This is a genomic window from Devosia sp. A16, from assembly GCF_001402915.1.
GTDB lineage: Bacteria > Pseudomonadota > Alphaproteobacteria > Rhizobiales > Devosiaceae > Devosia_A.
Window position 1 is genome coordinate 1,994,526 of record NZ_CP012945.1, and the last position, 20,227, is coordinate 2,014,752.

Genomic DNA, 20,227 nt, shown 5'->3' on the forward strand with positions numbered 1-20,227 from the left:
GGGCTCGCGGCGTACTGCCGCGAGCCCCCGGCGGTTACTCGGCCGCAATGGCGCGCATCGCTTCGCGCGCCCCCTCGATGGCGCCGTCGATGTCGCCATCGAAGATCGCCGTCTGCAGCATGGTGAGCCACGGCGACTGGTCGGCATTGACCATGTCGTTGAAGTGGAAGGCATAAGGTGTCTGCCCGATGCCCACCGCCTGCGCCGTGGTGATGTAGCGCGGCTCTTCCTGGAAGTACTTGTTGTCGGCCAGATCCGACCGCGAAGGCAGGATCAGGTTCTTGGCGAGGCCTTCGAGCTGCGCCTCGTCGGTGAGTTGCCACTGAATGAACTGGGTGGCGAGTTCGGCGTGCTTGGCTCCGGTGGGGATGGCGATCACGTCACCGCCGACGAAGCTGGACGCCTGGCCCTCGGCGAGGCCGGGCAGCGGCGCGATACCGAAATCCATGTCCGGATGGTTGGCCTTGAGCAGCGAGATGGCAAAACCGCCCGAGCCCTGCATGCCGATGGTGCCGGTTTCGAACGTCGCCATGAAGTTGGCCCCCGTATCGGCTTCGGCCGACTCGGGAATGACCTTGGCGTCCCACATCTGCTTGAGCATGGTCAGCACTTCCTTGACGCCGGGACCCTCCATGGCAGGAGCATCGCCCGAGGTCGGCAGCAGCGTCGCGCCCGAGCCCCACATCATCGGCGCCTGGGTGAAGATGTTGCAGCCGCCGCACGACCCGGAGAAGTAGTAGCCATAGGCATCGGGCACCGCTTGCTTGATCTTGGTGGCGTATTCCTGCAACTGCGCGATGGTCTTGGGCGGGCTTTCCGGATCGAGCCCCGCTTTCTTGAACAGGTCCTTGTTGTAGACGAGGATCGACACATCGGGCGTGAAGCCGGTGCCATAGAGCTTGCCGTCATAGGTGGCGAGGTCGCGGAACGCCTTGGCCACTTTGGCCTGGTTCGGATCGGTGCTCAGCGTCGCGGTGAGATCGGTCAGGAATCCGGCCTTCATGAAATCGGGCATAAAGATCAGGTCGAACGAGATCAGGTCCGGCACGTCGCCGGCCTGCACGCTGGTCGCCAGCTTGGTCACCATCTGGTTGTCGGGGATGGTGGTCAGCTCGATCTTGTCGTCGTGGCTGGCGTTCCACAGGTCGATCATGTGCTGCGCTGCATTCGAGCTCGAGGCGCGCGCCCACAGGCTCAACGTTTCCGCAAAGGCCGTGCCCGGAACGACAACAACGACCGACATGGCGGCAGCGGCGAGCGCCGCACGCCAAGAGCTTGGCATTCTCATCAGGTTTCCTCCCTTTTTGCCGTGCCGCCCGTCCGGCCTCGCAATGACGAGGTTCCTCCCGGTAGCGGCAAGGAAAAGCTTTTCCACTTCACCTGACGGCCGGCCTCGACTGGCAGGCTCGCGATCTGGGAAAAGCTTTTCTTGCACTTTCGTCGCACGTTTGCCGTCGCTTCGCAAGTCGTTGGGAAAAGCTTTTCTGAAACCGTGGCAGGCTCGGTTAGGCTGGCCACGTGACGGCGCACTGGGCTGCGCCGAAACGGCAGCCGGCCACGCCTTCGGCTCAGGCGCCGATGCCGAGTTGTTTCAGCTCCGCCACCCAGTCGACGACATTGGCCACGGCGCGCTCGTCGGAGAGGAATTCCTCCGCCAGCTCGGCCAGCCGCAGCGCCGACGAATAGAGCATGACCCGCTCGCGGTTGACCTGGACCCGGGCCAGTTCCTCGTACCGATCGATGATCCTCAGCGTCAGGTCGGCCGAGATCCAGTTGGAATAACTGAGGTCACGATGGCGCGAGCCGAAGCCCGAATCGGCGAAGTCGAACACGCCGTTGAGCATGCCGGTCTCATGGTCGAAGGCCATGTTCCAGCCATGCCCGTCGAAATAGCCGTAGACGAGCTCGTCGCCGGTGATGGTGAGCTTGCGGTAGGCCGCCATGGTCCGCTTCATGAAGCCCTTGTAGCCGCGCGGCAGTTTGGGCTCGGCGCGCATTATGATCTCATCCGGGCTCATCCAGGGATCGACCCCGATGGCGCCCACCGCCTGCATGCGGCTGAGCTGCAGGGCATGCAGCTCGGCATAGAGCTGCGCCATGCGGGTGGCGAGCGCATTGCGCCGACCTTCGTCGAGCGCCAGGTATTGCGGCCTTTCCAGCGAAGCGCCAGGCAGCTTCAAATGCTGCGAGAACGGCACCGGGCCTTCGTGCAGCACCATCTGCGGCAGTGGCATGGTGACCCGCGGCTTGAGGAAGGCCAGCAGCGCCACTTCCCGTCGCAGCCGGGCCTCGGCCTCGGGATTTCGAGCGAACTTGAAAATCCAGCCGTCACACTCCAGTGCGACGCTGTCCCAGCCATCGGTGAGGGTCACGAAATTGCCGCCCGCGAACTGCGGCAACGTTCCGATGACGAGCGCGCGCAGTCGCGCGATCTCCGCCGCCGGCACCCCTTCCATAGTCGCGACTCCCCCTCAAAGCGGGGCCGAATCTAGACGAGGCGCGGGGAAAGTCCAATCAAGCCGGATGCAGTTCCCGCGCCCCACGCTGCTCCCGCACCTGACTGTGGCGGCGCGACAACTTTGCATGTTGCCTCGGGGCGCTCGGCCGAGCCCGACGGTGCATCGGCATGGCGACGCCGAGCGCATCGGCGACGGTCTTTTCCAGCAGGCGATCCAGTTCCGCCTTGTGCATGATGACGTCTCCTTGGCCGCACAGGAACGGTCCCCGTGCCTTGGATAAGAAACGCCCCTCCCCCGGATCGGGTTGCCTGGGTCCTGGTTCAGATTCCGGTGATCGGCGGCGGAGCGGCAGGCGCCGCCACAGCCCGCAACAGGCTCGTTAACGATTCCGGCGGATAATGCTGGGACCGGAATATAAGCGTCACCGGCTGCTGTTCGATGTGTTTCCGCCAGCTCAGCGGAGGGGCAAGATGCGGTCCATTGGCCTCGCGGCGATCCTGCTCGCGGCACTGGTTCTTCTGTTTCCGTTCTATCGCCATTGGGTGCCCTATATCCGCATCACCACCGCGGACAGCCGCCTGCTGGGCGGCCTGCTGCTCGCCGTGGGCGCGCTCACGCTGGCGGTGTTTCGCAACCGCTAGGGTTTGGGCGGCTTGGCCTCGTCTCGCGACTCGGGCGAGACGGGCAGCCGATCGTTGGCGAAGGCTTCGGCGAACATCGCTTCGACGCTTTGCAACGGCCTGGGCGTAATTGGCGTGGGCGTCGATAGCTGAGGCGCCGGCGGCGCCGCATCGGAAGCGATGACCGGCTTGGGCGGCGCCGAGGAAACGAGGCTGAGCGCTGGCCGGGCCGGCCCGGACTTGGCGTCGGGTTCGGCCCCGCCCTCGGCCCCAGCTTTGGGCTCCGGCTTCGATACGATCGTGGCTTCGGCCTTCGGCGGCATCGGGCTGGCGGCCACCGGCGTCCTCGGCTCGGCCCCCGACGCTTTGGGCTCCACCGATTTGCGCTCCACCGGCTTCGGGGACACCGGCCTGCTCAGCCCCGCCGACACGGGCCGCTTTGCGGCCGCGGGCTTTGCGATTGTCGTCGAGACCGCTGGCGCCACGACCGCTGCCGTCGTGCCGCGCCGCAAACGGCGACCAAGCCGCCGGTGCTCCAGCGTGACATAGCCGAGCAGCAGCATCATGCTGCCGGCCACACCGACGCCCAACCCGACCAGCAGCCACACCAGCGCATCGTAACTCATCACCCGCTCCTGCCCGGCCTTCTCCTGACACCATGCCGGATTCAGGCCCCCGGCCGCAACGGCAACTCCACCCTGCTGCAAAACCGCCGCAGAGCCGCCGGCCCGCCCGCGCCGGAAAACTCTGCACCTTTTCGCAAAAGCACTCTAACCTCGACCGCACGTCATTGCCGTCCCGAGACCTTCATGCTGCAGCCCCGAACGCGCCCGCTCCTGCCCGATGTCGTCCGCTCCGGTCTCAGACGCGCCATCATCGAGGGAGAGTTCCCGCCCGGCTCGAAGCTGCCCAACGAGGATGCGCTCTGTGCCCGCTTCGCGGTGAGCCGCATCACCCTGCGCGAAGCGGTGCGCGGCCTGATCGAGGACGGCTATGTCGTCCGCCGGCAGGGCTCGGGGACCTACGTCACCCAGGGGCCTCGGCTGCGCAACTCGCTCGATACCAATTTCAGCTACACCGAATATCTGGAGAGCACCGGGGTGGTGGTCACCCGACAGGTGCTCGACGCCTTCCGGAAGCCGGCGGACGAGACCGTCGCCACGGCACTCGACCTTCCCGCCGGCGCGGACGTCGTGGTGGTGCGCCGGGTCCGCAGCGCCGACGGCCGGCCGGCGATCTATTCCGTCGACAGCCTGCCCACCGATGTTGCCGATGCGGACCGCGACCTCGAGGCATTCGGCACGTCGCTTTATAAGCTGCTGGCCGATCGCGGCCATACCGTCGACCATGCCCGCGCCGCGCTGGCGCCCGTCATCGCCGACGCCGAACTGAGCGACCTGCTCGGCGTGGCCGTCGGCACGCCGCTGCAGCACTTGCGCCAGGTCGACCACGACGCGTCGGGTCGCCCGGTCATGCTGTCGCTCGAGTGGCACGTCCCGGAAGTGATCGAGCTCAGGGTCTACCGGCGCGGGCCCGGCCCGCAGGCCCAGAGCTGAGCCGCCCGCCGCTGCCCGGATGCCTTCTACCCGGCCGGCTTCAGCCGGTGGTCCAGCACCTCACCCGCTTCTTCCAGCACGAGGTAGCCGATCGAGGCCATCAGCGAGTTGATGGTCTTCATGGCGCGCAGCGTCTCGAGGTGGAGGTTGGAAGTGGCGAGGCTCGCCTCGGTGCCGTCCTTCAGCCGCTGCAGGTGCTGGCGCTGGCTCGCCGCCACCGCTTCGCGCATCCGGGTCTTCTCCACGACCAGCTGGCGGGCCTGCTTGAGGTCGCGGGTGACGAGCACGTTGCGGGCCAGCTGCATGTTCTCGACCACCTGGGCGTGCAGTTCCGCCAGCTCGCGCCAGCCGGTGGGCGAGAACGCCAGCCGTTGCTCGCGCCGCACCTCGGCGAGGCGCAGCAGGGTCTTGGTGATGGCGTCGCCGACATATTCGAGGTTCACCGCGATTGCCGCGAGGTCCTGCCCGCGCCGGGCGCTGTCGCTGTCGCCGCCGAACGACACCCGCGCCAGGTAGAGCTTGATGTCGCTCTGCGCCTGGTCGATTGCCGCCTCCATCAGCCGAGCCTGGCGAATCTTCTCTTCGTCGCCGGCCTTGTAGATCTCCATCACCGGCTCGAACATGCGCGCGACGATCTCGGCCATGCGCAGCAGCTCGCGCGTGGTCGAGGCCAATGCCATGCCGGGATCGTCCACCGCCGCCTCGTCGAGGCAGCTGGGCGGCACGCCGATGGCGGCAACCGGATCGCTCGCCGCCGGAGCGCGGATCAGCCGCTCCATCAATCGCGCCATCGCGCCGCTGAGCGGCAGGCCGCAAACCAGCAGCGCCAGGTTGAACACCAGGTGCAACCCGACCAGCTGCTGCACCGGCGTAAAGCCCGCCGCCAGCGCCGCGCCGCCCAGCAACAGCGCTGCCAGCGCCAGCACCGCGCCGACGATGCGGGTGAGCAGGTTCCCCGCCATCAGCCGCTTGGCTTCGATGCCGCTGTTGCGGGTCAGTACGAACGGCCCGATCGCCGTACCGATATTGGCGCCGAGCAGCAGCGGCGCCGCCGCCTCGAACGACAGCAGGCCGTGCTGCGCCAGCACCACCAGCAGCAGGATGGTGGCGACCGACGAATGGAACAGCCAGGCGATCGCCGCCCCCGCCAGCAGCGCCGTCAGCGGCTCGTGCCCGAGATAGGCCACCACTGCCGGCAGCACCGCGCTGTCGCGCAGCGGCGCCGTCGCCTCGCCAAGCAGTTGCAGCGACACGAAGATCAACCCCACCCCGACCAGCGCCCGACCGCTCTGCCGCACCCGCCGGGCTTTCCCCTTGAAGAACAGCAGGCCGCCGGCCAGCAGCAGCAGCGGCGGCACGAGGCTCGGATCGAGGCTGAGGATCAGCACCACCAGGGCCGAGCCGAAATTGGCGCCGAGTACGATGGCGAGGCCGGTCGACAGCGCAAACATGCCGCGCGACGCGAAGGCAGCGGCGAGCATCCCCGCGGCGGTCGAGCTCTGCAGCACCAGCCCGAGTCCGGCGCCGACCAGGGCGCTGCGCACCGGCCCGTCCGTTGCCCTCAGCAAACCGGTGATCTCCGGCCGCCAGCCCCGTTCGGCCCCGGTATGGACCATGTGCACGGCCCACAGCATCAGCGCCACGGCCCCCGCCACATGCAGCACGAACAGGTAGGCAGTCACTGATCTGGTCCTTTCGCTTGCGAGCTCGTCACGACGAACATGGAACCTGCAACGAAGGCAGGTTCGGTGCGTTCCTCATTCCCGCGCGAACCCGAGGATATTGAGGCAGTAGGCGGCGACCCGGCCGTTACGATAGAGTGCGCAACCGACATTGCCAAAGCATCTTGAGGAGTGCCGCCGTGAGCACAGTGAAGTACGAGGTCGTCCAGCACGACGGGGGCTGGGCCTATAAGGTCGGCGATGTCCTGTCGGAAACCTTCCGCACCCACGCGCAGGCCCATGAGGCCGCAGAAGCCGCGGCACGGCGCCAGCGGGTCGCCGGCACCACCGACGGCATCGAATACGAAGACGCCCGCGGCGTCTGGCACCAGGAAGTCTCGGAAGGCACCGACCGCCCCGACACCGAAGTCGAGGACAAGTAGCGCTCCAGCGGCGCCGGGTTCTCGGCAGGCGGTCCTACTGCGCGAGCTTGCCGCGCAGTTCGTCGAGCTCAAGGATGCAGCGATCGATCTCGGACTTGAGCGTCCGCCGCTCGGCGATGCTCATCGCGTTCTTGCTGCCGGGCCGGCTCTGTCCCACTATATCGCGCAGCGTCGCAATCTCGCGCTTCAGTTTGGCAATCTCGCTGCTGGCCTGCATCGGGGGAGTCTCCGTGGTCGGGTCTTGTCGCCCGCGCGGCAGCAGGAGGCAAGCCGCAATGATCCGCCATAGCGTACGCGGCCACGCGATCTGAATCCCCGTTCCAGGTCGGGCTGGGCGCCCGCTACAGGCAACCGCTGATCACAGCCCTCAGGGACATGCGAATCCACGTGAGATTTGCAACTTCCTAACCGCCCCGGCGTATGTTTTAGTCATACTGGAGACGGTGACGGGGCTAACATGGCGAAAGCGCTGGTCAACGCAGCTATGCTGGGTTGGGCGTTGGATCGAGCAGACGTGTCTGCCGGTGGTCTCGCAACCAAGTTGAATGTTCAGCCTGAGCAGGTCGACAGTTGGCTTTCTGGCAAAGATCGGCCGACTTTCGTCCAGGCGCAGAAGGCGGCCACCATCTTGGCAGTGCCGTTCGGCTATCTGTACCTGCAAAAGCCACCAGCGGATGAAATTCCCATTCCAGACCTGCGCACGGTAGGAGGCGAGCCCAAACCGATCGATCTCAATCTGCGCAGCCTGCTGACCGACATCCTCTTCAAACAGGACTGGTTCAGGGATTTTCTTGAGCAGAACGATACGGAACCGCTTCCCTTCGTCGGTAGCTGTGACATTGCCACTCCCCCTGTGACGATTGCTCAGGATATCCAAACCACCCTGCTCGGTAAGGAGGGGCGTCCTCGCACCGGCAACTTTGAGGGCTATCTTCAGGCCCTTATGCAGGCCGCAGAAGATGCCGGCATATGGGTTATGAGGACGGGCATCGTCGGAAATAACACTCACCGTCCTCTCGCTGTTCGTACATTTCGTGGCCTAGCAATTGCTGATAAACTAAGCCCTCTGGTCCTTATCAACGGCCAGGATTCCAAGGCAGCGCAGATCTTCACGTTCGTCCATGAACTAGCGCACATCTGGCTCGGAAGTACCGGTATCTCTAATGTACAGCTTCAGGCAGAGGACTACGGTGCACATCGGGCAATTGAACGACATTGCAATGCCGTCGCTGCGGAGTTTCTGGTACCCGCGGCCGAATTGCGGCAGACTTGGCGAGCCGACATAGGCCTGTTGGCACAAGTCGATCACTTATCTCAAAGGTTCAAGGTCAGCCGTGTCGTTGTCGCACGCAGAGCTTTCGATCTCGGATTCGTCGCCGGTGACGACTACGCCCAGTTCTTCGCCGCAGAGCAACGTCGATGGCAGGACGTCAACCGCGATAGCGGAGGTGATTTCTACAAAACTCTCCCCGTCCGCAACGGCAGACGCTTCACAAAATCCGTCGTCGCCGAAGCCATGCGAGGAACGCTTCTACTCCGAGAAGCGAGTTCGCTCTTGGGAATCCAGCCGGGCAAGATCCGGGAGATGCACGAGAGGCTCGCGTCCTAAGTGGTGTACCTCCTCGATAGCAACGTCTTCATCGAGGCTCAGAACCGCTACTATGCGTTCGATATCGTGCCTGCATTCTGGGACTGGATGGACACGGTCATCGGGCCGAACGTCGCGACAGTGGCACCTGTTCGAGACGAGTTGATCGGAAAAGATGATCCGCTCGCCGCATGGATGAAGCAACGACAGAACGACCCGTGGGTGTTGCCAGTCGACGACAAGGCCACGCAGGAAGCGTACGCCGAGATCGCAATCGAGCTCGACGGATCAAACTATCGACGGCCGGCGATCGAGAAATTTCTGAGCGGAGCTGATCCGTGGCTCATCGCAAAAGCGAAGGTTCTAAAGGCGACTATCGTCACTCACGAAGTCGCGGCGCCTGATGCCGTGAAACGGGTGCCGATCCCCAACCTCTGTGTAGGACGGAAGGTGCCGTGCATAAACACCTTCGATGCTCTGCGTGCCTTGCAGGCGCAGTTTCGGCACCACCCGCGATAAAGGGACCGATCCAACGCAGTGTCCGACTAGGGATAAACTCGATTGGCAACCGGGACGGCAAGCCGCTTGTGTCAAAGGTGCTCAAGGCGATGTCGCCAGCAGCGAGCATCTGCACCGACTAACCAGATACCCATCACGCTCCGGCGCCCCGAAACGCTCACCATCTTCTTAATGGACCTAATGTCTGGAAAAGGGGTGGTGCCGCATGCCGGATTCGAACCAGCGACCCCCTCATTACGAATGAGATGCTCTACCGACTGAGCTAATGCGGCTACGGGCGCGCAGGACGCGCCGGTGCGGGGTCTAATACAAGCGACGCCTGTCACGCGCAAGTGCGCTTGAGGGGATCACCAACAAGCCTAGGCCTCGGGCAGCGCCAGCGGCCCGCCCTGCGGCTTTTCCGGCTCGGGCGGAGCCGCCGGTGCAGTGCCCTCGGGCAGCGCCGGGGTGCTGGCGCTGGTGCGGGTGGCGACGGCGCTGGTCGGCACCCGCCACTCGAAGGCATCGAGCTTGCCGGTGACCGGCGACAGCGGCTCCCACTCCTCGGCGGTGATGCCGTCGGCGGTCCACACCGGATCGCGCGGCGCCCGCACCGCCCGGTTGAGCCAGTCGCGCGCCTTGCCCTTGTCGCCGGACTGGCCTTCCTCGATCTCCGCCATCAGCAGGCAGACCGCCTGCGAAGGGTTGGCGTTGGAGTAGCCGGCCAGCGCCTGCCGCGCCCCGACCCAGTCGAACGCGTCGATCGAGGCCCGCGCCAGCACCAGGGCGCTGGCCTTGTTGGGCGGCGGCGTATCGATCAGCTCCCGGATGCGCTTCAGCCGATCGACGGCGGAAACGCCAGGCACCGAGTTGGCGAACAGCGTCGCGACATCGGGATGCGAGGTGGCCCGCCACACCCGGCGCAACAGGCTCATCGCCCGCCGCGCTTCGTTGCGGTTGGAGTAGATGCGTGCCGCGATCAGCGCCGCCGGCACGAAATCCGGCACCAGCTTCAGGGCGGCCAGTGCATGTTCGAGCGCCGCATGCGGGTCGGTGCCCTCGGCGAGTTGCGCCCGCGCCGTCTCGACCACCGCCTGGCGACGGCGCTTGCGGGTCTTTTCCTCGCGCGTCACCGCCTGCTCGTCGGCGATCATCCGGTAGGCGTCGTCCCAGCGGCCATTGCGGGTCAGATCGTCGAACACCGCCTCGCGCGCCCATGGTGCCTGCGGCGAAATGTCGATGGCCTTCTGCGCGAAGGTCAGCGCCGCGTCGGGCCGGCCCTGCTGGCGCGCCTGGTCGTAGAGACCGGAGAGCGCGGCGAGCGCAGTCTTGCGGTTGGTGATCAGCGCCCGGTAGTGCTCGCGCGCCGAATGCATGTCGCCGAGCGCCAGGTCGGCCCGCGCTTCGAGCAGTTGCGCCGCGGCATTGCGCGGCAGGTTGCCGCGCGCCTCGCGCGCCAGCTGCCTCGCCCGGTTGGCATCTCCGGCCTGCAGCGCGATGAAGCCATCCGACAGCGCCATATAGCCGGCATCCTTGCGCCGCTCGCGCGATTGCCGCGCAATGTAATAGGGCGCCGCGATGATGCGTTTGACGATGCCCCAGAGGAGGATGATCAGCACCACCCCGGCCACCGCCAGAAAGGCGGCGACGCCCAGTCGCGGCTGCATGCGGAAATCGAGCACCTCGATGGTGAGCGTCCCCGGCAGCCCGATCAGCCAGGCGATGCCGGCGGTGACCAGCAGGCTGACGATCAGCCAGTAGGCGAGACGGATCACGGCGTCGCCTCCGCCGTCGGCGCCAGCGCCCGGCTACGCAGCGTGGTGACGAAATCTTCGGCCGCCGCGAGCTTCGTGATATCGGCTCCGACAGAGCCGGCGCCGGCTTGCATGGCCGGCGGCAATTGCGCCAGCAGTTCCGCCGCCGCCTTGAAGTCGTGCCGGCCGACCGCGGCTTCGAGCCGCGACACGATCGCCTCGGGCGTATCCCCCGCCACCTCGCCTACCGGCCGCAGGGCCAAGAGGCCCTTCATCCATTCGAGCGCGTCTTCGCCCATGTCGCCGGTGCTGACGGCGGCGCGTCCGGCCAGCACGTTCGGTACCGCAGCGGTGAACTGCGCCACCACGGCGTCGGGCCGCGGCAGGCCCTCCGCTGCTGCCGCCTCCACTGGGCCGGGCACGGCGAGGTCGGGCAGCAACGCCTTGAGGCTCGTCAGCTCGGCGGCGAACGGCCGGCCGTTGGCGATGGCGGTTTCGAGCCCGGACACCACCAGCGGCAGCCGCACGGCGGGACCGATCTCGGCCGCTCCCAAGGTCTGGTTCTGCGTCGAGATGGCGGTCTGAGTGGCTGACACATCACCCTTGAGGCCGCTGATGGCGCTGTCGGTGGCCGCCACCCGCTGGTCGAGCGCCGTCACCTGGGTACGCAGTTCGGCGATTCCGGCCTCGATGCTGCTGATGGTCTGGGCCAGCGCTGCCGCATCGGCCGACGAGGCGCCGGCGCCGATTGCCGTCACGCGGTCCTCCAGCGCCTTCAACTGGGTTTCGAGCGGCGCCAGGTCGACCGGCGCGGCTGCCGCCGGCACCGCGGCGATGGCCTCACGCACCTCGGTCAGCCCGCCGTCGAGCTGCGCAATGGTCGCATCGAGGCTGACCTGCGTGCGCTTGCTCTGCTCTTCGATGGCGGCGAGCCGCGTCTCGATCTCGTTGAGGCTGCTGTCGGTGGCATCGAGACGCGCGGCGGGGTCGGCGATCACCGGACGCTGGTTCGGCAATGGCAGCCAGTTGCCGAGGCCATAGACGAGGCCGGCCCCCAGCAGCCCACCGGCCACCGCAGCGATCGAGATGGCGCTCCATGGCATGGCGAGGCGCGCCTGCGGTCTTGGCGGCGGCGTTGGGCGTACCGGCTCTTCAGCCGCGGCGGGGGTTTCCGCCGCTGCCGCTTCCGCAGCTTCGGCCGCCTTGCCGCCGGCAGTCGTCGCGGCGGCCGGCTTGTCGGCTTCCCGCGCCGTGAGCTCGATGACCGGCGGTTTGACGGGCCCCGACTTGCGTTCAGCCATGCGGCACTTCCTTGCTTGTCTTCATGGGTTTTGGTCGCGGGCGAACGACAAGGCAAGTCCCATCATTGCCTCCTCGCTGGGATGATCGGCGAGCCCGACCCGCACGAAATGGGCATCGAGCAGCGGCGCGGCAACCGCCTCGGACAGGCAAAGCACGCCCAGCCGCGTCCGCACCTGCCGCTCCAACCCGCGTTCCACCAGCCGCACGAAGGTCTGTGCGGTCCGCTTGGAATAGAACAAGGCCGCTTCGATCTCGCCGGCGTTGAGCCGATCGATGACGCCTTTTGGCAGCTCCATTACCGGGTTCATCGCATAGACCTCGGCGGTGATCACCATGCGCCCGAACGGCGCCAGCGATTTTCCGAGGTCCGCCGACATGTCGCGCGCCGCCGGATAGAAAATCGGACCGGATAGCGGGGCGTGCGCCAGCAGTTCGACCAGGTCGGCAAAGTCGCCATCGGCGCTGGTCACCTGCGCAAAGCCCAGCTCCCGCGCCAGCGCCGCGGTGCGGTTGCCGACGGAATAGACCGGGAGTGACCGATAGCGGTCGAGGACGCCGCGCTCATCGAGGGCCCGCAGCGCGTTGGCGCTGGTCAGCACCAGGGCAGCAAACCCCTTCGGCTCGGGCAGGCTCACCTCCAGCGTCTGGTGCCTGAGCAACGGACACGGCACGCCCTCGATCCCGAGCGCACCGAGCCTTGCGGCGGTATCGCTCGCGTCGGGGTCCGGCCGGGTCACGAGCATTTTCAAGTCGAGTCTATCCTTTGAACTGCCGCTGGAATTCCGGCCCTGCCTGCTCCAACAACCTCGCACCCAGTTGCGTTCCGAGTTTGGCGGCGTCGGCAGCCGCGCCTTCAACCGCATCGCGGTAGAACTCGCGACCGTCGGGACTGAGGATCTCGGCGGTCAACCTGCACCAAACCCCATTCAATTCGGTAAACGCGCCGATCGGGGTTCGACACGAACCGTCGAGAGTGGCGAGCAGCGCCCGCTCGGCCGCGATGGTGGTGGAAGTCGGTCCATGGTTCAGCACCCCCACCAGTTCGGCGGTGCGGCTGTCGGCTTCCCGGATTTCGATGCCGATGGCGCCCTGTGCCGGTGCCGGCAGAAATTCGAGCGGGTCGAGATAGGCGGTGATCCTGTCCTGTTTGCCGAGCCGGTTGAGCCCGGCCACCGCCAGCAGCGTCGCGTCGGCCACCCCGGCCTGGAGCTTGTTGAGCCGCGTGTCGACATTGCCGCGGAACTGCACCACCTCGAGATCGGGCCGCACCCGCAGCATCTGCGCGGCGCGCCGGATCGAGGAGGAGCCGAGCCTCGCCCCCTCGGGCAGGGCATCGACGTCGGCGTAGTTCAGCGACACGAATGCGTCGCGCACGTCCTCGCGCTCGAGGAATGCCGCCAGCACCATGCCGTCGGGCAGGAACGAGGCGAGGTCCTTGCTGGAGTGGACGCCCAGGTCGATCTCGTCGGCGGCCAGCGCCGCCTCGATCTCGCGCGAGAACAGTCCCTTGCCGCCCGCTTCGCTCAGCGGTCGATCGGTAAGCCTGTCACCGCTGGTGGTGATGACGCGGATCTCGATACGCTCCGCCGGTACGCCGTGCGCCTCGGCCAACAGCCGCTGCGTCAGCTGCGCCTGGGCCAGCGCCAGCATGGAGCCCCGGGTTCCGATGCGGAGGAACGGCGCCGATTGCATTTCAGTTCATACCTATTGTAGGCCAAAGCCGGGCTGGGCTTACCCCTTGGAGAGGGTGCGGACAAGTTTGATGAGAGTGCTCGGCATCGAAACCAGCTGCGACGAAACCGCCGCCTCCATCGTCGAGCGTGGCGCCGACGGCCGCGCGACCATTCTTTCGAACATCGTGCGCAGCCAGCTCGAAGAGCATGCGCCCTATGGCGGCGTGGTGCCCGAACTGGCGGCGCGCGCCCATGTCAGCCACCTCGACCACATCATCGAACGCGCCGCCCGGAGCGCCGGAGTGCAGCTCAGCGAGATCGATGCCGTCGCCGCCACGGCCGGGCCCGGGCTGATCGGCGGGGTGCTGGTCGGGCTCACCACCGCCAAGGCGATCGCCGCGGCGTTGGGCAAGCCGCTGATCGCGGTCAACCACCTGGAAGCGCACGCGCTTACCGCCCGGCTGACCGACGGCATCGCCTTTCCCTACCTGATGCTGCTGGTCTCGGGCGGGCACAGCCAGTTCGTGCTGGTGCGCGGCGTGGGCGACTACGAGCGCTGGGGCACCACCATCGACGACGCGCTGGGCGAGGCCTTCGACAAGGTGGCGAAGCTCCTCGGGCTGGGCAGTCCGGGCGGACCGGAAGTCGAGAAGCTGTCGGCAAGGGGCGATCCACGGCGCTTCAACTTCCCAAGGCCGCTGCTCAAGGAAGATCGGCTGGATTTCTCGTTCTCCGGCCTCAAGACGGCGGTGCGGCTTGCCGCCGAACAGCAGGCGCCGCTGACCGACCAGGATGTCGCCGACATCTGCGCCAGCTTCCAGCGCACCGTGGCCGAGATCGTCGCGGTTCGCGCCCGCTCGGCCCTCGCGCGCTACGCCGCCGAGCTCCCGGACCAGCCGCAGCGACTGGTGGTCGCGGGCGGAGTTGCCGCCAACAAGGCGATCGGCGCGGCGCTGCGCGAGGCCGCCGACAAGGCCGGCGCCACGCTGATCGTTCCCCCGATCCCGCTCTGCACCGACAACGGCGCCATGGTGGCCTGGGCCGGGGCCGAGCGGCTGGCGCTCGGCGCTGCCGACCCGCTCGACGTCTCCGCCAGGGCGCGCTGGCCGCTCGACAGCGCCGATATGGGGCTCGGCCATGGCGCTTGAACGGATCGCCGTGGTCGGCGCCGGTGCCTGGGGCACCGCGCTGGCGCAGGCCGCCGCCATTGCCGGGCGGAGCGTCACCCTGGTCGGCCGCGATCCCGCCGTCATCGACGACATCAACCGCAATCACCGCAACAGCGCCCATCTCGGCCACCAGCTGCTGTCGGAACGGATCAGTGGGGCGCTCACGCTGCCCGACGCCGAACTCGTCATCCTGGCGGTGCCGGCGCAGGCGAGCCGTGCGGCGCTGCAACCGATCGCCGCCGGGCTGGCGCACCTGCCGGTGGTGCTGACCGCCAAGGGGCTCGAGCATGGGACCCTGAAGCGGCAAAGCGAGGTGCTTGCCGACGTCTCGCCGACTGCCATCCCCTACGTGCTGAGCGGCCCGAGCTTTGCCGCCGATGTCGCCGCGGGCCGACCGACTGCCGTCACCCTCGCCGGCGACGATCCGGAACAGACTTCGGCCGTCGCCGCTGCGCTGGCCGGCCCGACCTTCCGGCTCTACGCCGCCGACGACCGGCTCGGCGTGGAGCTGGCCGGCGCGCTGAAGAATGTCTACGCCGTCGGCTGCGGCGCGGTCGATGGCGCCGGCCTCGGCGCCTCGGCGCGCGCGGCGCTGCTGGCGCGCGCCTTTGCCGAGCTCACGCGCCTCGTGGTCCGTATGGGCGGCAGCGCCTCGACCCTCACCGGCCTTGCCGGGCTTGGCGACCTGACCCTCAGCTGCACCTCCACGCAATCGCGCAACTACCGCTACGGCGTCAGCCTCGGGCGCGGCGAGCCGGCCGGCAGCGACCTCGCCGAGGGCGTGCTGACGGCGCCGGTTGCCCAGGCGCTGGCCGACCAAGTGCGCATCGACGCCCCGCTGATCGATGCGGTAAACCTGCTGATCGAGGGCAATAGCTCGATCACCGAAATCGTCGCCGGCCTCATGTCGCGGCCGCTCAAGAGGGAAGAAGACTGATGCCGTTCTACTCGATCATCGCCACCGACAAGCCCAACGGCCTCGAGCACCGTATGGCGGTCCGCCCCGAGCACCTCAAGCACCTCGACAATCTGGGCGACAAGCTGGTGATCGCAGGCCCGTTCCAGACCGAGGAAGGCAAGGCCACCGGCAGCTTCATGGTCATCGAAGCCCCCGACCTCGCCGCGGCGACCAGCCTCTACGAACAGGACCCGTTCATCAAGCAGGGCGTGTTCGAGAGCTACAAGATCAGCCGCTGGGCGCTGACCATCAACAAGAGCGCGGGACGCTGACCATGGCCTACTGGCTGATGAAATCGGAGCCCAACGTTAACTCCTACGATGACGTGGTGAACCGCGGGGTTCCCGAGGAGTGGCACGGCGTGCGCAACTACACCGCACGCAACAACATGAAGGCGATGCAGCTCGGCGACGAGGCGTTCTTCTACCACTCCAACATCGGCAAGGAGATCGTCGGCATCATCAAGGTGGTGGCGCTGGCCCACCCCGATTCCACCGCCGAGCCGAACGAGAATGGAAAGATCGTCTGGGAGTGCGTCGACGTGCTGCCGGTCAAGAAGCTGCCCAGGCCGGTGACGCTAGAGACCATCAAGAAGACCCCCGAGCTCGCCGATATGGCGCTGGTGAAGCTCTCCCGCCTGTCGGTCTCCCCGGTGACCGAGGCGGAATGGAAGCTGATCTGCAAGATGGGTGGCCTCTGAGCCGCTGAAACACCGGTTTGGACGCCTCGCCCGACCTCCCCAACGCGGGCAAATAGCCTTACTCTCCCCCTGCCGCAGCCGCGGCTTTCGGGGGGAGAGATCATGCATTTCGACGTCAACTGGCTGGCCGTCATCGTCGCCACCATCGCCGGCTTCGCCGTCGGCGCCGGCTGGTACACCGCGCTGGGCAAGCAGTGGATGGCCGCGCTCGGCAAGACCCGCGAACAACTCGGCACCGGACCCGCGCCCTTCATCATCGGCTTCATCACCGAACTGGTGATGGCCTATTTCATGGCCGTGGTCATCCAGGCCCTGTTCGGCAGCGTCACGGTGTGGAACGGCATCCTCGCTGGCGCCCACATGTGGGTAGGTTTCGTCATCACCACGATGATCCTCAACCACCGCTACCAGGGGGCGCCCTGGAAGCTGACGCTGATCGACGGCGGACACCTGCTGGTGGTGCTGGTCGTGCAGGGCATCGTCATCGGCCTCTTCGGTGGCGGGGCAGTGCCGGCGGCCTAGCTAACTGACGAACGGGTTGACGATCCGCAGCCGGCCAGCGATCAGCTGGCCGTGCTGCATGTCTTCGGCATAGAGGGTGGTGCAGGCAGCCTCGAGGGCCGATGCGAGGATCGTCGCGTCGTAAACTTGGAAAGCATGGCGCTCCGCGAGGGCCAGCGCCTGTCGGTGCGTCTCCACGGTTAGCGGGTGCACCTGCAGCAGGCTGCAGAGCAAGTCCTCCACCTCGGAAATTTCGCCCCACTCCATGTGCATCTTCGAGCGAGCGACGTTCGCGAACTCGTTGAGCACCTGAACGCTGATCGTCCCGCCTGCCTCCACAATCTCGGCAGCCCGGCCAAAACGCGCCGGGTCCTGAACTGCGAAGTAGACGAGGATGTTGGTGTCGAGGAAGCTAACGCCTGGCATTCGCTTCTTCGCGATCAAACCGGTAGTCCGCCGGCAGCCGCCCTTTCATCAACTCCCTCAGCCGTTCGATGCGTTCGCGGCGCGAGGCAAGGCGGAGCAGTTCGATCCCGTTGGTTTCGGAGGGCTGAAGGTCAACCTCGTCACCCTCCTTCAGGCCGAGTCTGCTGGCCACGTCCGTTGGGATGCGTACCGCGAGGCTGTTTCCCCATTTCGAGACCTTCATTTGACCACTCCATGATATACATCGCCAAGACGTATATCATGCCGAAGCGACGAGTTCAAAAGTCCGCCGTGAGGCCCTTGATTTCCCAGTCGCCGTAGCGGGCCGGATCGAGCCCGCCGCGGCCGCCTTTCTCGCGTTTGCCGGCGGCGGCCTTCTCGTCGATTTCGGCGCGGCGGGCCGCCGCTTCGTCGAGGGCCCGCTGCGCCGCGGGGCTGACGGGAGGCCTGGCTTGTGGCGTTTCGTCCATCGGATTACCGTTTCAACGAGGGTCCTTGTGGGGAACCCCACGCCTTCCCATGTACTTTTCAGTTCAGACGCTCACGAGGTACAAGACTTAACGGCAATGCTCAACTTCCTCCGCACTTCGGTCCTGCTCGCTGTCCTCACCACCATCTTCATGGCGGTCGGCTACTTCGTCGGCGGCACCGGCGGCATGTGGATCGCCTTCATCATTGCCGCGCTCACCAACCTCTTCGCCTATTGGAATTCCGACAAGATGGTGCTGCGCATGCAGAATGCCGTCGAAGTCGACCCGCGCACCCAGCCCGACCTCTACCGGACGGTCGAAGCGCTCTCGCAGCGCGCCGGCATCCCGATGCCGAAACTCTATGTCATCGACACCGAGCAGCCCAACGCCTTCGCCACCGGCCGCAACCCTGAGAATGCGGCAGTCGCCGTCTCGGCCGGGTTGTTGCGCTATCTCGAGCCGCGCGAAGTCGCAGCCGTGGTGGCGCACGAGCTGGCCCATATCCGCAGCCGCGACACCCTGACCATGACGATGACCGCCACCATTGCCGGCGCCATCTCGATGCTGGCGCAGTTCGGCCTGTTCTTCGGCGGCGGCAATTCGCGCGACAACCCGCTCGGCCCGATCGGCGTGCTGATCGCGGTGATCGTCGCGCCCATCGCCGCGGCCCTGGTGCAGATGGCGGTGAGCCGCACGCGCGAATACGAGGCCGACAAGGATGGCGCCGAGATTTCCGGCGACCCGCTGGCCCTCGCTTCGGCGCTCAACAAGATCAGCCAGCTGGCGCAACGCACGGTCAACGTTCCGGCTGAACGCAACCCGGCGCAGGCCCATATGTATATCTTCAACCCGCTCAATGGGCAGCGCATGGACAACCTGTTCTCGACCCACCCGAATGTCGAGAACCGCATCGCCCAGCTGCAGCGCATCGCCGGCGAAATGCAGGTCGACCGCACCGGCCGCCGGCCGGCGCCGCAGCCCGCGGCCGACGGGACTGTCCCCCGCAATACCGGCGGCGGATGGCGCGTCCCCTCGACAGGCTCGAGCGAGAATGGCAATAGCTCGCGCGGACCCTGGGGCTGAGCCAGTTGAAGAAACAGAAACACCCGCCTGGACTGAAGCTGAGGCTGCTCGCAGCCGAACGGCTCGATCAGGTACTCAAGGGGGCGAATTTCGCCCCTTTTTCACAAGCCGAGATCGAGGACGGCCGCGACCGCGCGCTGGCCAACAAGCTGGTGACGGTGGCGCTGCGCCGCCACGGCCAGCTCAACCTGATGATATCGCGGTTTCTCGATCGCGGCATTCCCAAGAAATCCGGGCCGTTCGAGGCGATCCTCAGGTTGAGCCTCGCCCATCTGGTGTTCCTGCCTGAGCTGGGCGACCACAGCGCCATCTTCCTCGCCGTCGAGGCGGCCAAGCGTGATACGCGCAGCCAGCACCTTTCCAAGCTGATGAACGCCGTGCTGCGCCGCGCCCAGGCCGAGGCGCATGCGCTGCGCCACCTGCCCTACCAGGCGCTGTTCCCCGACACGCTCGGCCCGCTCTGGCGCGACACCTATGGCGACGATGCGCTGGAAGAGTTTGCCGGCGCCCTGGTGGATGGCGCTCCGCTGGATCTGACCCTGAAGGCGGTCGACCCCGAACTGATCGACGCGCTCGGCGCCGCTCGGGTGTTCGGCGAGACCGTCCGCATCGACGAACGCGACCGCCCCGTCGAGGCGCTGGCCGGCTACGACGCCGGCCGCTGGTGGGTGCAGGATGCCGCGGCGGCCATTCCGGCGCAGCTGCTGGCCCTTGCCCCCGGCGCCCGCGTGCTCGATTTGTGCGCCGCCCCCGGCGGCAAGACCGCGCAGCTGGTCAATGCCGGCTATTCCGTCACCGCCATCGACAACGAGCCCGATCGCGTCGCCCGCATGGCGCAGAATTTCGCCCGCCTCGGCATGACGCCCGAGATCGTCACCGCCGACGCACTCGCCTGGGAACCGGGGGAGAAGTTCGACGGCATCCTGCTCGACGCACCCTGCTCGGCCACCGGCACCTTCCGCCGCCACCCCGAGGTGATCTGGCACCGCAGCACGGCCGACATTGCCGGGCGCGTCGCCCTTCAGCGCCGGTTCATCGAGCGCGCGCTAGGGTGGCTCAATCCCGGCGGCGTGCTGGTCTATTGCGTCTGTTCGCTGGAGCCCGGCGAAGGTGAGGAGCAAGCCCGCTGGCTCGCAGCCCGGAACGACGTCGCAGCCGACCCGATCGGCGTCGGCGAACTGCCTGGCCTGCCCGGGGCCGTCACCCAGGAAGGGTTCGTCCGCACCCACCCCGGCATGCTGGTTCCTGGGGATAAGGGCGGCACCCTCGATGGGTTCTTCGTTGCACGCTTCAGGCGGGGCTAGATAACTTGGCTGGCCCTTGGCAAGTCGTCCGAGCGGGCCTATCAGAGCCCGCCGGCCAAACG

25 protein-coding genes and 1 tRNA gene are annotated in these 20,227 nt (G+C 66.9%); 12 read left to right on the plus strand and 14 right to left on the minus strand.

What is annotated here, in order from left to right:
• Nucleotides 1-34: 34 nt before the first annotated feature.
• The 3 genes from APS40_RS09690 to APS40_RS24850 all read right to left on the minus strand — a co-directional run bounded on the left by APS40_RS09690 (nt 35) and on the right by APS40_RS24850 (nt 2,691).
• Entirely contained in the window at nt 35-1,282 is a 1,248-nt protein-coding gene (locus APS40_RS09690) for an ABC transporter substrate-binding protein (RefSeq protein ID WP_055046850.1), read from the minus strand.
• Nucleotides 1,283-1,568: 286 nt separating this feature from the next.
• Nucleotides 1,569-2,456, minus strand: coding sequence for a phosphotransferase family protein (locus tag APS40_RS09695; protein WP_055046851.1), 888 nt, complete (start codon nt 2,454-2,456; stop codon nt 1,569-1,571).
• Between the two features lie 58 nt (nt 2,457-2,514).
• Nucleotides 2,515-2,691, minus strand: a complete 177-nt coding sequence (locus APS40_RS24850) for a hypothetical protein (protein WP_156342894.1) — start codon at nt 2,689-2,691, stop codon at nt 2,515-2,517.
• 238 nt (nt 2,692-2,929) lie between these two features.
• Here APS40_RS24850 and APS40_RS09705 point away from each other — a divergent pair, with 238 nt between their 5' ends.
• Nucleotides 2,930-3,100 (plus strand): hypothetical protein, encoded by a 171-nt coding sequence (locus tag APS40_RS09705; protein ID WP_156342895.1) that lies wholly within the window; start codon nt 2,930-2,932, stop codon nt 3,098-3,100.
• Here the strand turns inward: APS40_RS09705 and APS40_RS09710 are convergent.
• Nucleotides 3,097-3,705, minus strand: coding sequence for a hypothetical protein (locus APS40_RS09710; protein WP_055046854.1), 609 nt, complete (start codon nt 3,703-3,705; stop codon nt 3,097-3,099). The two genes, APS40_RS09705 and APS40_RS09710, sit on opposite strands and share 4 nt — an antisense overlap.
• A 183-nt stretch (nt 3,706-3,888) precedes the next feature.
• On the opposite strand from APS40_RS09710, the gene APS40_RS09715 reads away from it, so the two are divergent.
• Entirely contained in the window at nt 3,889-4,635 is a 747-nt protein-coding gene (locus APS40_RS09715; RefSeq protein WP_055046855.1) for a GntR family transcriptional regulator, read from the plus strand.
• A 26-nt stretch (nt 4,636-4,661) separates the two neighbouring features.
• Here the strand turns inward: APS40_RS09715 and APS40_RS09720 are convergent, their stop codons facing one another.
• A complete protein-coding gene (locus APS40_RS09720; RefSeq protein ID WP_082434308.1) occupies nt 4,662-6,317 on the minus strand; it encodes a Na/Pi cotransporter family protein in 1,656 nt (551 codons plus the stop codon).
• 179 nt (nt 6,318-6,496) lie between these two features.
• Here APS40_RS09720 and APS40_RS09725 point away from each other — a divergent pair, with 179 nt between their 5' ends.
• Nucleotides 6,497-6,739: a DUF2188 domain-containing protein gene (locus tag APS40_RS09725; protein WP_055046856.1), complete on the plus strand. Its 243-nt coding sequence runs from the start codon at nt 6,497-6,499 to the stop codon at nt 6,737-6,739.
• A gap of 34 nt (nt 6,740-6,773) precedes the next feature.
• On the opposite strand, the gene APS40_RS09730 is transcribed toward APS40_RS09725, so the two are convergent.
• The gene (locus tag APS40_RS09730) at nt 6,774-6,956 is read right to left on the minus strand and encodes a hypothetical protein (protein ID WP_055046857.1); all 183 of its coding nucleotides are present in this window, start codon (nt 6,954-6,956) and stop codon (nt 6,774-6,776) included.
• 240 nt (nt 6,957-7,196) lie between these two features.
• Between APS40_RS09730 and APS40_RS09735 the strand changes: the two genes are divergently transcribed.
• Together APS40_RS09735 and APS40_RS09740 are read left to right on the plus strand one after the other, a co-directional pair.
• Complete coding sequence (locus APS40_RS09735; RefSeq protein WP_055046858.1) at nt 7,197-8,348, plus strand: ImmA/IrrE family metallo-endopeptidase; 1,152 nt, start codon at nt 7,197-7,199, stop codon at nt 8,346-8,348.
• Nucleotides 8,349-8,846 carry a DUF4411 family protein gene (locus tag APS40_RS09740; RefSeq protein WP_055046859.1) on the plus strand — a complete coding sequence of 166 codons (498 nt, stop codon included), beginning with the start codon at nt 8,349-8,351 and terminating at the stop codon, nt 8,844-8,846.
• A 196-nt stretch (nt 8,847-9,042) separates the two neighbouring features.
• On the opposite strand, the gene APS40_RS09745 is transcribed toward APS40_RS09740, so the two are convergent.
• The 5 genes from APS40_RS09745 to hemC form a co-directional block, all read right to left on the minus strand.
• Nucleotides 9,043-9,118 (minus strand) — tRNA-Thr (locus APS40_RS09745).
• Between the two features lie 87 nt (nt 9,119-9,205).
• The gene (locus APS40_RS09750) at nt 9,206-10,600 is read right to left on the minus strand and encodes a heme biosynthesis protein HemY (RefSeq protein WP_055046860.1); all 1,395 of its coding nucleotides are present in this window, start codon (nt 10,598-10,600) and stop codon (nt 9,206-9,208) included.
• The gene (locus tag APS40_RS09755; protein ID WP_055046861.1) at nt 10,597-11,880 is read right to left on the minus strand and encodes a COG4223 family protein; all 1,284 of its coding nucleotides are present in this window, start codon (nt 11,878-11,880) and stop codon (nt 10,597-10,599) included. The genes APS40_RS09750 and APS40_RS09755 overlap by 4 nt, the downstream gene beginning before the upstream one ends.
• A 21-nt stretch (nt 11,881-11,901) precedes the next feature.
• Nucleotides 11,902-12,624, minus strand: a complete 723-nt coding sequence (locus APS40_RS09760) for a uroporphyrinogen-III synthase (RefSeq protein WP_055046862.1) — start codon at nt 12,622-12,624, stop codon at nt 11,902-11,904.
• 13 nt (nt 12,625-12,637) lie between these two features.
• A complete protein-coding gene (gene hemC, locus APS40_RS09765; protein WP_055046863.1) occupies nt 12,638-13,573 on the minus strand; it encodes a hydroxymethylbilane synthase in 936 nt (311 codons plus the stop codon).
• A gap of 70 nt (nt 13,574-13,643) precedes the next feature.
• Here hemC and tsaD point away from each other — a divergent pair, with 70 nt between their 5' ends.
• The 5 genes from tsaD (at nt 13,644) to APS40_RS09790 (ending at nt 16,903) form a co-directional block, all read left to right on the plus strand.
• Nucleotides 13,644-14,702 carry a tRNA (adenosine(37)-N6)-threonylcarbamoyltransferase complex transferase subunit TsaD gene (gene tsaD / locus APS40_RS09770; RefSeq protein ID WP_055046864.1) on the plus strand — a complete coding sequence of 353 codons (1,059 nt, stop codon included), beginning with the start codon at nt 13,644-13,646 and terminating at the stop codon, nt 14,700-14,702.
• A complete protein-coding gene (locus APS40_RS09775; protein ID WP_055046865.1) occupies nt 14,692-15,660 on the plus strand; it encodes an NAD(P)H-dependent glycerol-3-phosphate dehydrogenase in 969 nt (322 codons plus the stop codon). The genes tsaD and APS40_RS09775 overlap by 11 nt, the downstream gene beginning before the upstream one ends.
• The gene (locus APS40_RS09780; protein WP_055046866.1) at nt 15,660-15,953 is read left to right on the plus strand and encodes a YciI family protein; all 294 of its coding nucleotides are present in this window, start codon (nt 15,660-15,662) and stop codon (nt 15,951-15,953) included. The genes APS40_RS09775 and APS40_RS09780 overlap by 1 nt, the downstream gene beginning before the upstream one ends.
• 2 nt (nt 15,954-15,955) lie before the next feature.
• Nucleotides 15,956-16,381 (plus strand): EVE domain-containing protein, encoded by a 426-nt coding sequence (locus tag APS40_RS09785; protein WP_055046867.1) that lies wholly within the window; start codon nt 15,956-15,958, stop codon nt 16,379-16,381.
• A 102-nt stretch (nt 16,382-16,483) separates the two neighbouring features.
• Nucleotides 16,484-16,903, plus strand: coding sequence for a DUF1761 domain-containing protein (locus APS40_RS09790; RefSeq protein ID WP_055046868.1), 420 nt, complete (start codon nt 16,484-16,486; stop codon nt 16,901-16,903).
• Here APS40_RS09790 and APS40_RS09795 read toward each other — a convergent pair whose 3' ends face one another.
• Genes APS40_RS09795 through APS40_RS09805 form a run of 3 tightly spaced genes read right to left on the minus strand, consistent with a single transcriptional unit; the run spans nt 16,904 to nt 17,778 of the window.
• On the minus strand, nt 16,904-17,326 hold the full coding sequence (locus APS40_RS09795) for a PIN domain-containing protein (protein WP_236884231.1): 423 nt from the start codon (nt 17,324-17,326) through the stop codon (nt 16,904-16,906). It lies immediately after the preceding gene.
• The gene (locus APS40_RS09800) at nt 17,295-17,531 is read right to left on the minus strand and encodes an AbrB/MazE/SpoVT family DNA-binding domain-containing protein (RefSeq protein ID WP_055046870.1); all 237 of its coding nucleotides are present in this window, start codon (nt 17,529-17,531) and stop codon (nt 17,295-17,297) included. Before APS40_RS09800 ends, APS40_RS09795 begins: the two co-directional genes overlap by 32 nt.
• A 55-nt stretch (nt 17,532-17,586) precedes the next feature.
• The gene (locus APS40_RS09805) at nt 17,587-17,778 is read right to left on the minus strand and encodes a DUF1674 domain-containing protein (RefSeq protein WP_055046871.1); all 192 of its coding nucleotides are present in this window, start codon (nt 17,776-17,778) and stop codon (nt 17,587-17,589) included.
• Between the two features lie 96 nt (nt 17,779-17,874).
• Here APS40_RS09805 and htpX point away from each other — a divergent pair, with 96 nt between their 5' ends.
• Nucleotides 17,875-18,861, plus strand: a complete 987-nt coding sequence (gene htpX, locus APS40_RS09810) for a zinc metalloprotease HtpX (RefSeq protein ID WP_055046872.1) — start codon at nt 17,875-17,877, stop codon at nt 18,859-18,861.
• A gap of 5 nt (nt 18,862-18,866) precedes the next feature.
• Nucleotides 18,867-20,165, plus strand: coding sequence for an RsmB/NOP family class I SAM-dependent RNA methyltransferase (locus APS40_RS09815; RefSeq protein ID WP_055046873.1), 1,299 nt, complete (start codon nt 18,867-18,869; stop codon nt 20,163-20,165).
• Nucleotides 20,166-20,227: the final 62 nt, after the last annotated feature.

Excerpts from the sequence above, each read along its gene's own strand:
- APS40_RS09690 (WP_055046850.1), bottom strand. The coding sequence starts at position 1,282 with ATGCCAAGCTCTTGGCGTGCGGCGCTCGCCGCTGCCGCCATGTCGGTC.
- APS40_RS09695 (WP_055046851.1), bottom strand. The coding sequence starts at position 2,456 with ATGGAAGGGGTGCCGGCGGCGGAGATCGCGCGACTGCGCGCGCTCGTC.
- APS40_RS24850 (WP_156342894.1), bottom strand. The coding sequence starts at position 2,691 with ATGCACAAGGCGGAACTGGATCGCCTGCTGGAAAAGACCGTCGCCGAT.
- APS40_RS09705 (WP_156342895.1), top strand. The coding sequence starts at position 2,930 with ATGCGGTCCATTGGCCTCGCGGCGATCCTGCTCGCGGCACTGGTTCTT.
- APS40_RS09710 (WP_055046854.1), bottom strand. The coding sequence starts at position 3,705 with ATGAGTTACGATGCGCTGGTGTGGCTGCTGGTCGGGTTGGGCGTCGGT.
- APS40_RS09715 (WP_055046855.1), top strand. The coding sequence starts at position 3,889 with ATGCTGCAGCCCCGAACGCGCCCGCTCCTGCCCGATGTCGTCCGCTCC.
- APS40_RS09730 (WP_055046857.1), bottom strand. The coding sequence starts at position 6,956 with ATGCAGGCCAGCAGCGAGATTGCCAAACTGAAGCGCGAGATTGCGACG.
- APS40_RS09735 (WP_055046858.1), top strand. The coding sequence starts at position 7,197 with ATGGCGAAAGCGCTGGTCAACGCAGCTATGCTGGGTTGGGCGTTGGAT.
- APS40_RS09755 (WP_055046861.1), bottom strand. The coding sequence starts at position 11,880 with ATGGCTGAACGCAAGTCGGGGCCCGTCAAACCGCCGGTCATCGAGCTC.
- APS40_RS09760 (WP_055046862.1), bottom strand. The coding sequence starts at position 12,624 with ATGCTCGTGACCCGGCCGGACCCCGACGCGAGCGATACCGCCGCAAGG.
- hemC (WP_055046863.1), bottom strand. The coding sequence starts at position 13,573 with ATGCAATCGGCGCCGTTCCTCCGCATCGGAACCCGGGGCTCCATGCTG.
- tsaD (WP_055046864.1), top strand. The coding sequence starts at position 13,644 with ATGAGAGTGCTCGGCATCGAAACCAGCTGCGACGAAACCGCCGCCTCC.
- APS40_RS09775 (WP_055046865.1), top strand. The coding sequence starts at position 14,692 with ATGGCGCTTGAACGGATCGCCGTGGTCGGCGCCGGTGCCTGGGGCACC.
- APS40_RS09780 (WP_055046866.1), top strand. The coding sequence starts at position 15,660 with ATGCCGTTCTACTCGATCATCGCCACCGACAAGCCCAACGGCCTCGAG.
- APS40_RS09785 (WP_055046867.1), top strand. The coding sequence starts at position 15,956 with ATGGCCTACTGGCTGATGAAATCGGAGCCCAACGTTAACTCCTACGAT.
- APS40_RS09790 (WP_055046868.1), top strand. The coding sequence starts at position 16,484 with ATGCATTTCGACGTCAACTGGCTGGCCGTCATCGTCGCCACCATCGCC.
- APS40_RS09800 (WP_055046870.1), bottom strand. The coding sequence starts at position 17,531 with ATGAAGGTCTCGAAATGGGGAAACAGCCTCGCGGTACGCATCCCAACG.
- APS40_RS09805 (WP_055046871.1), bottom strand. The coding sequence starts at position 17,778 with ATGGACGAAACGCCACAAGCCAGGCCTCCCGTCAGCCCCGCGGCGCAG.
- htpX (WP_055046872.1), top strand. The coding sequence starts at position 17,875 with ATGCTCAACTTCCTCCGCACTTCGGTCCTGCTCGCTGTCCTCACCACC.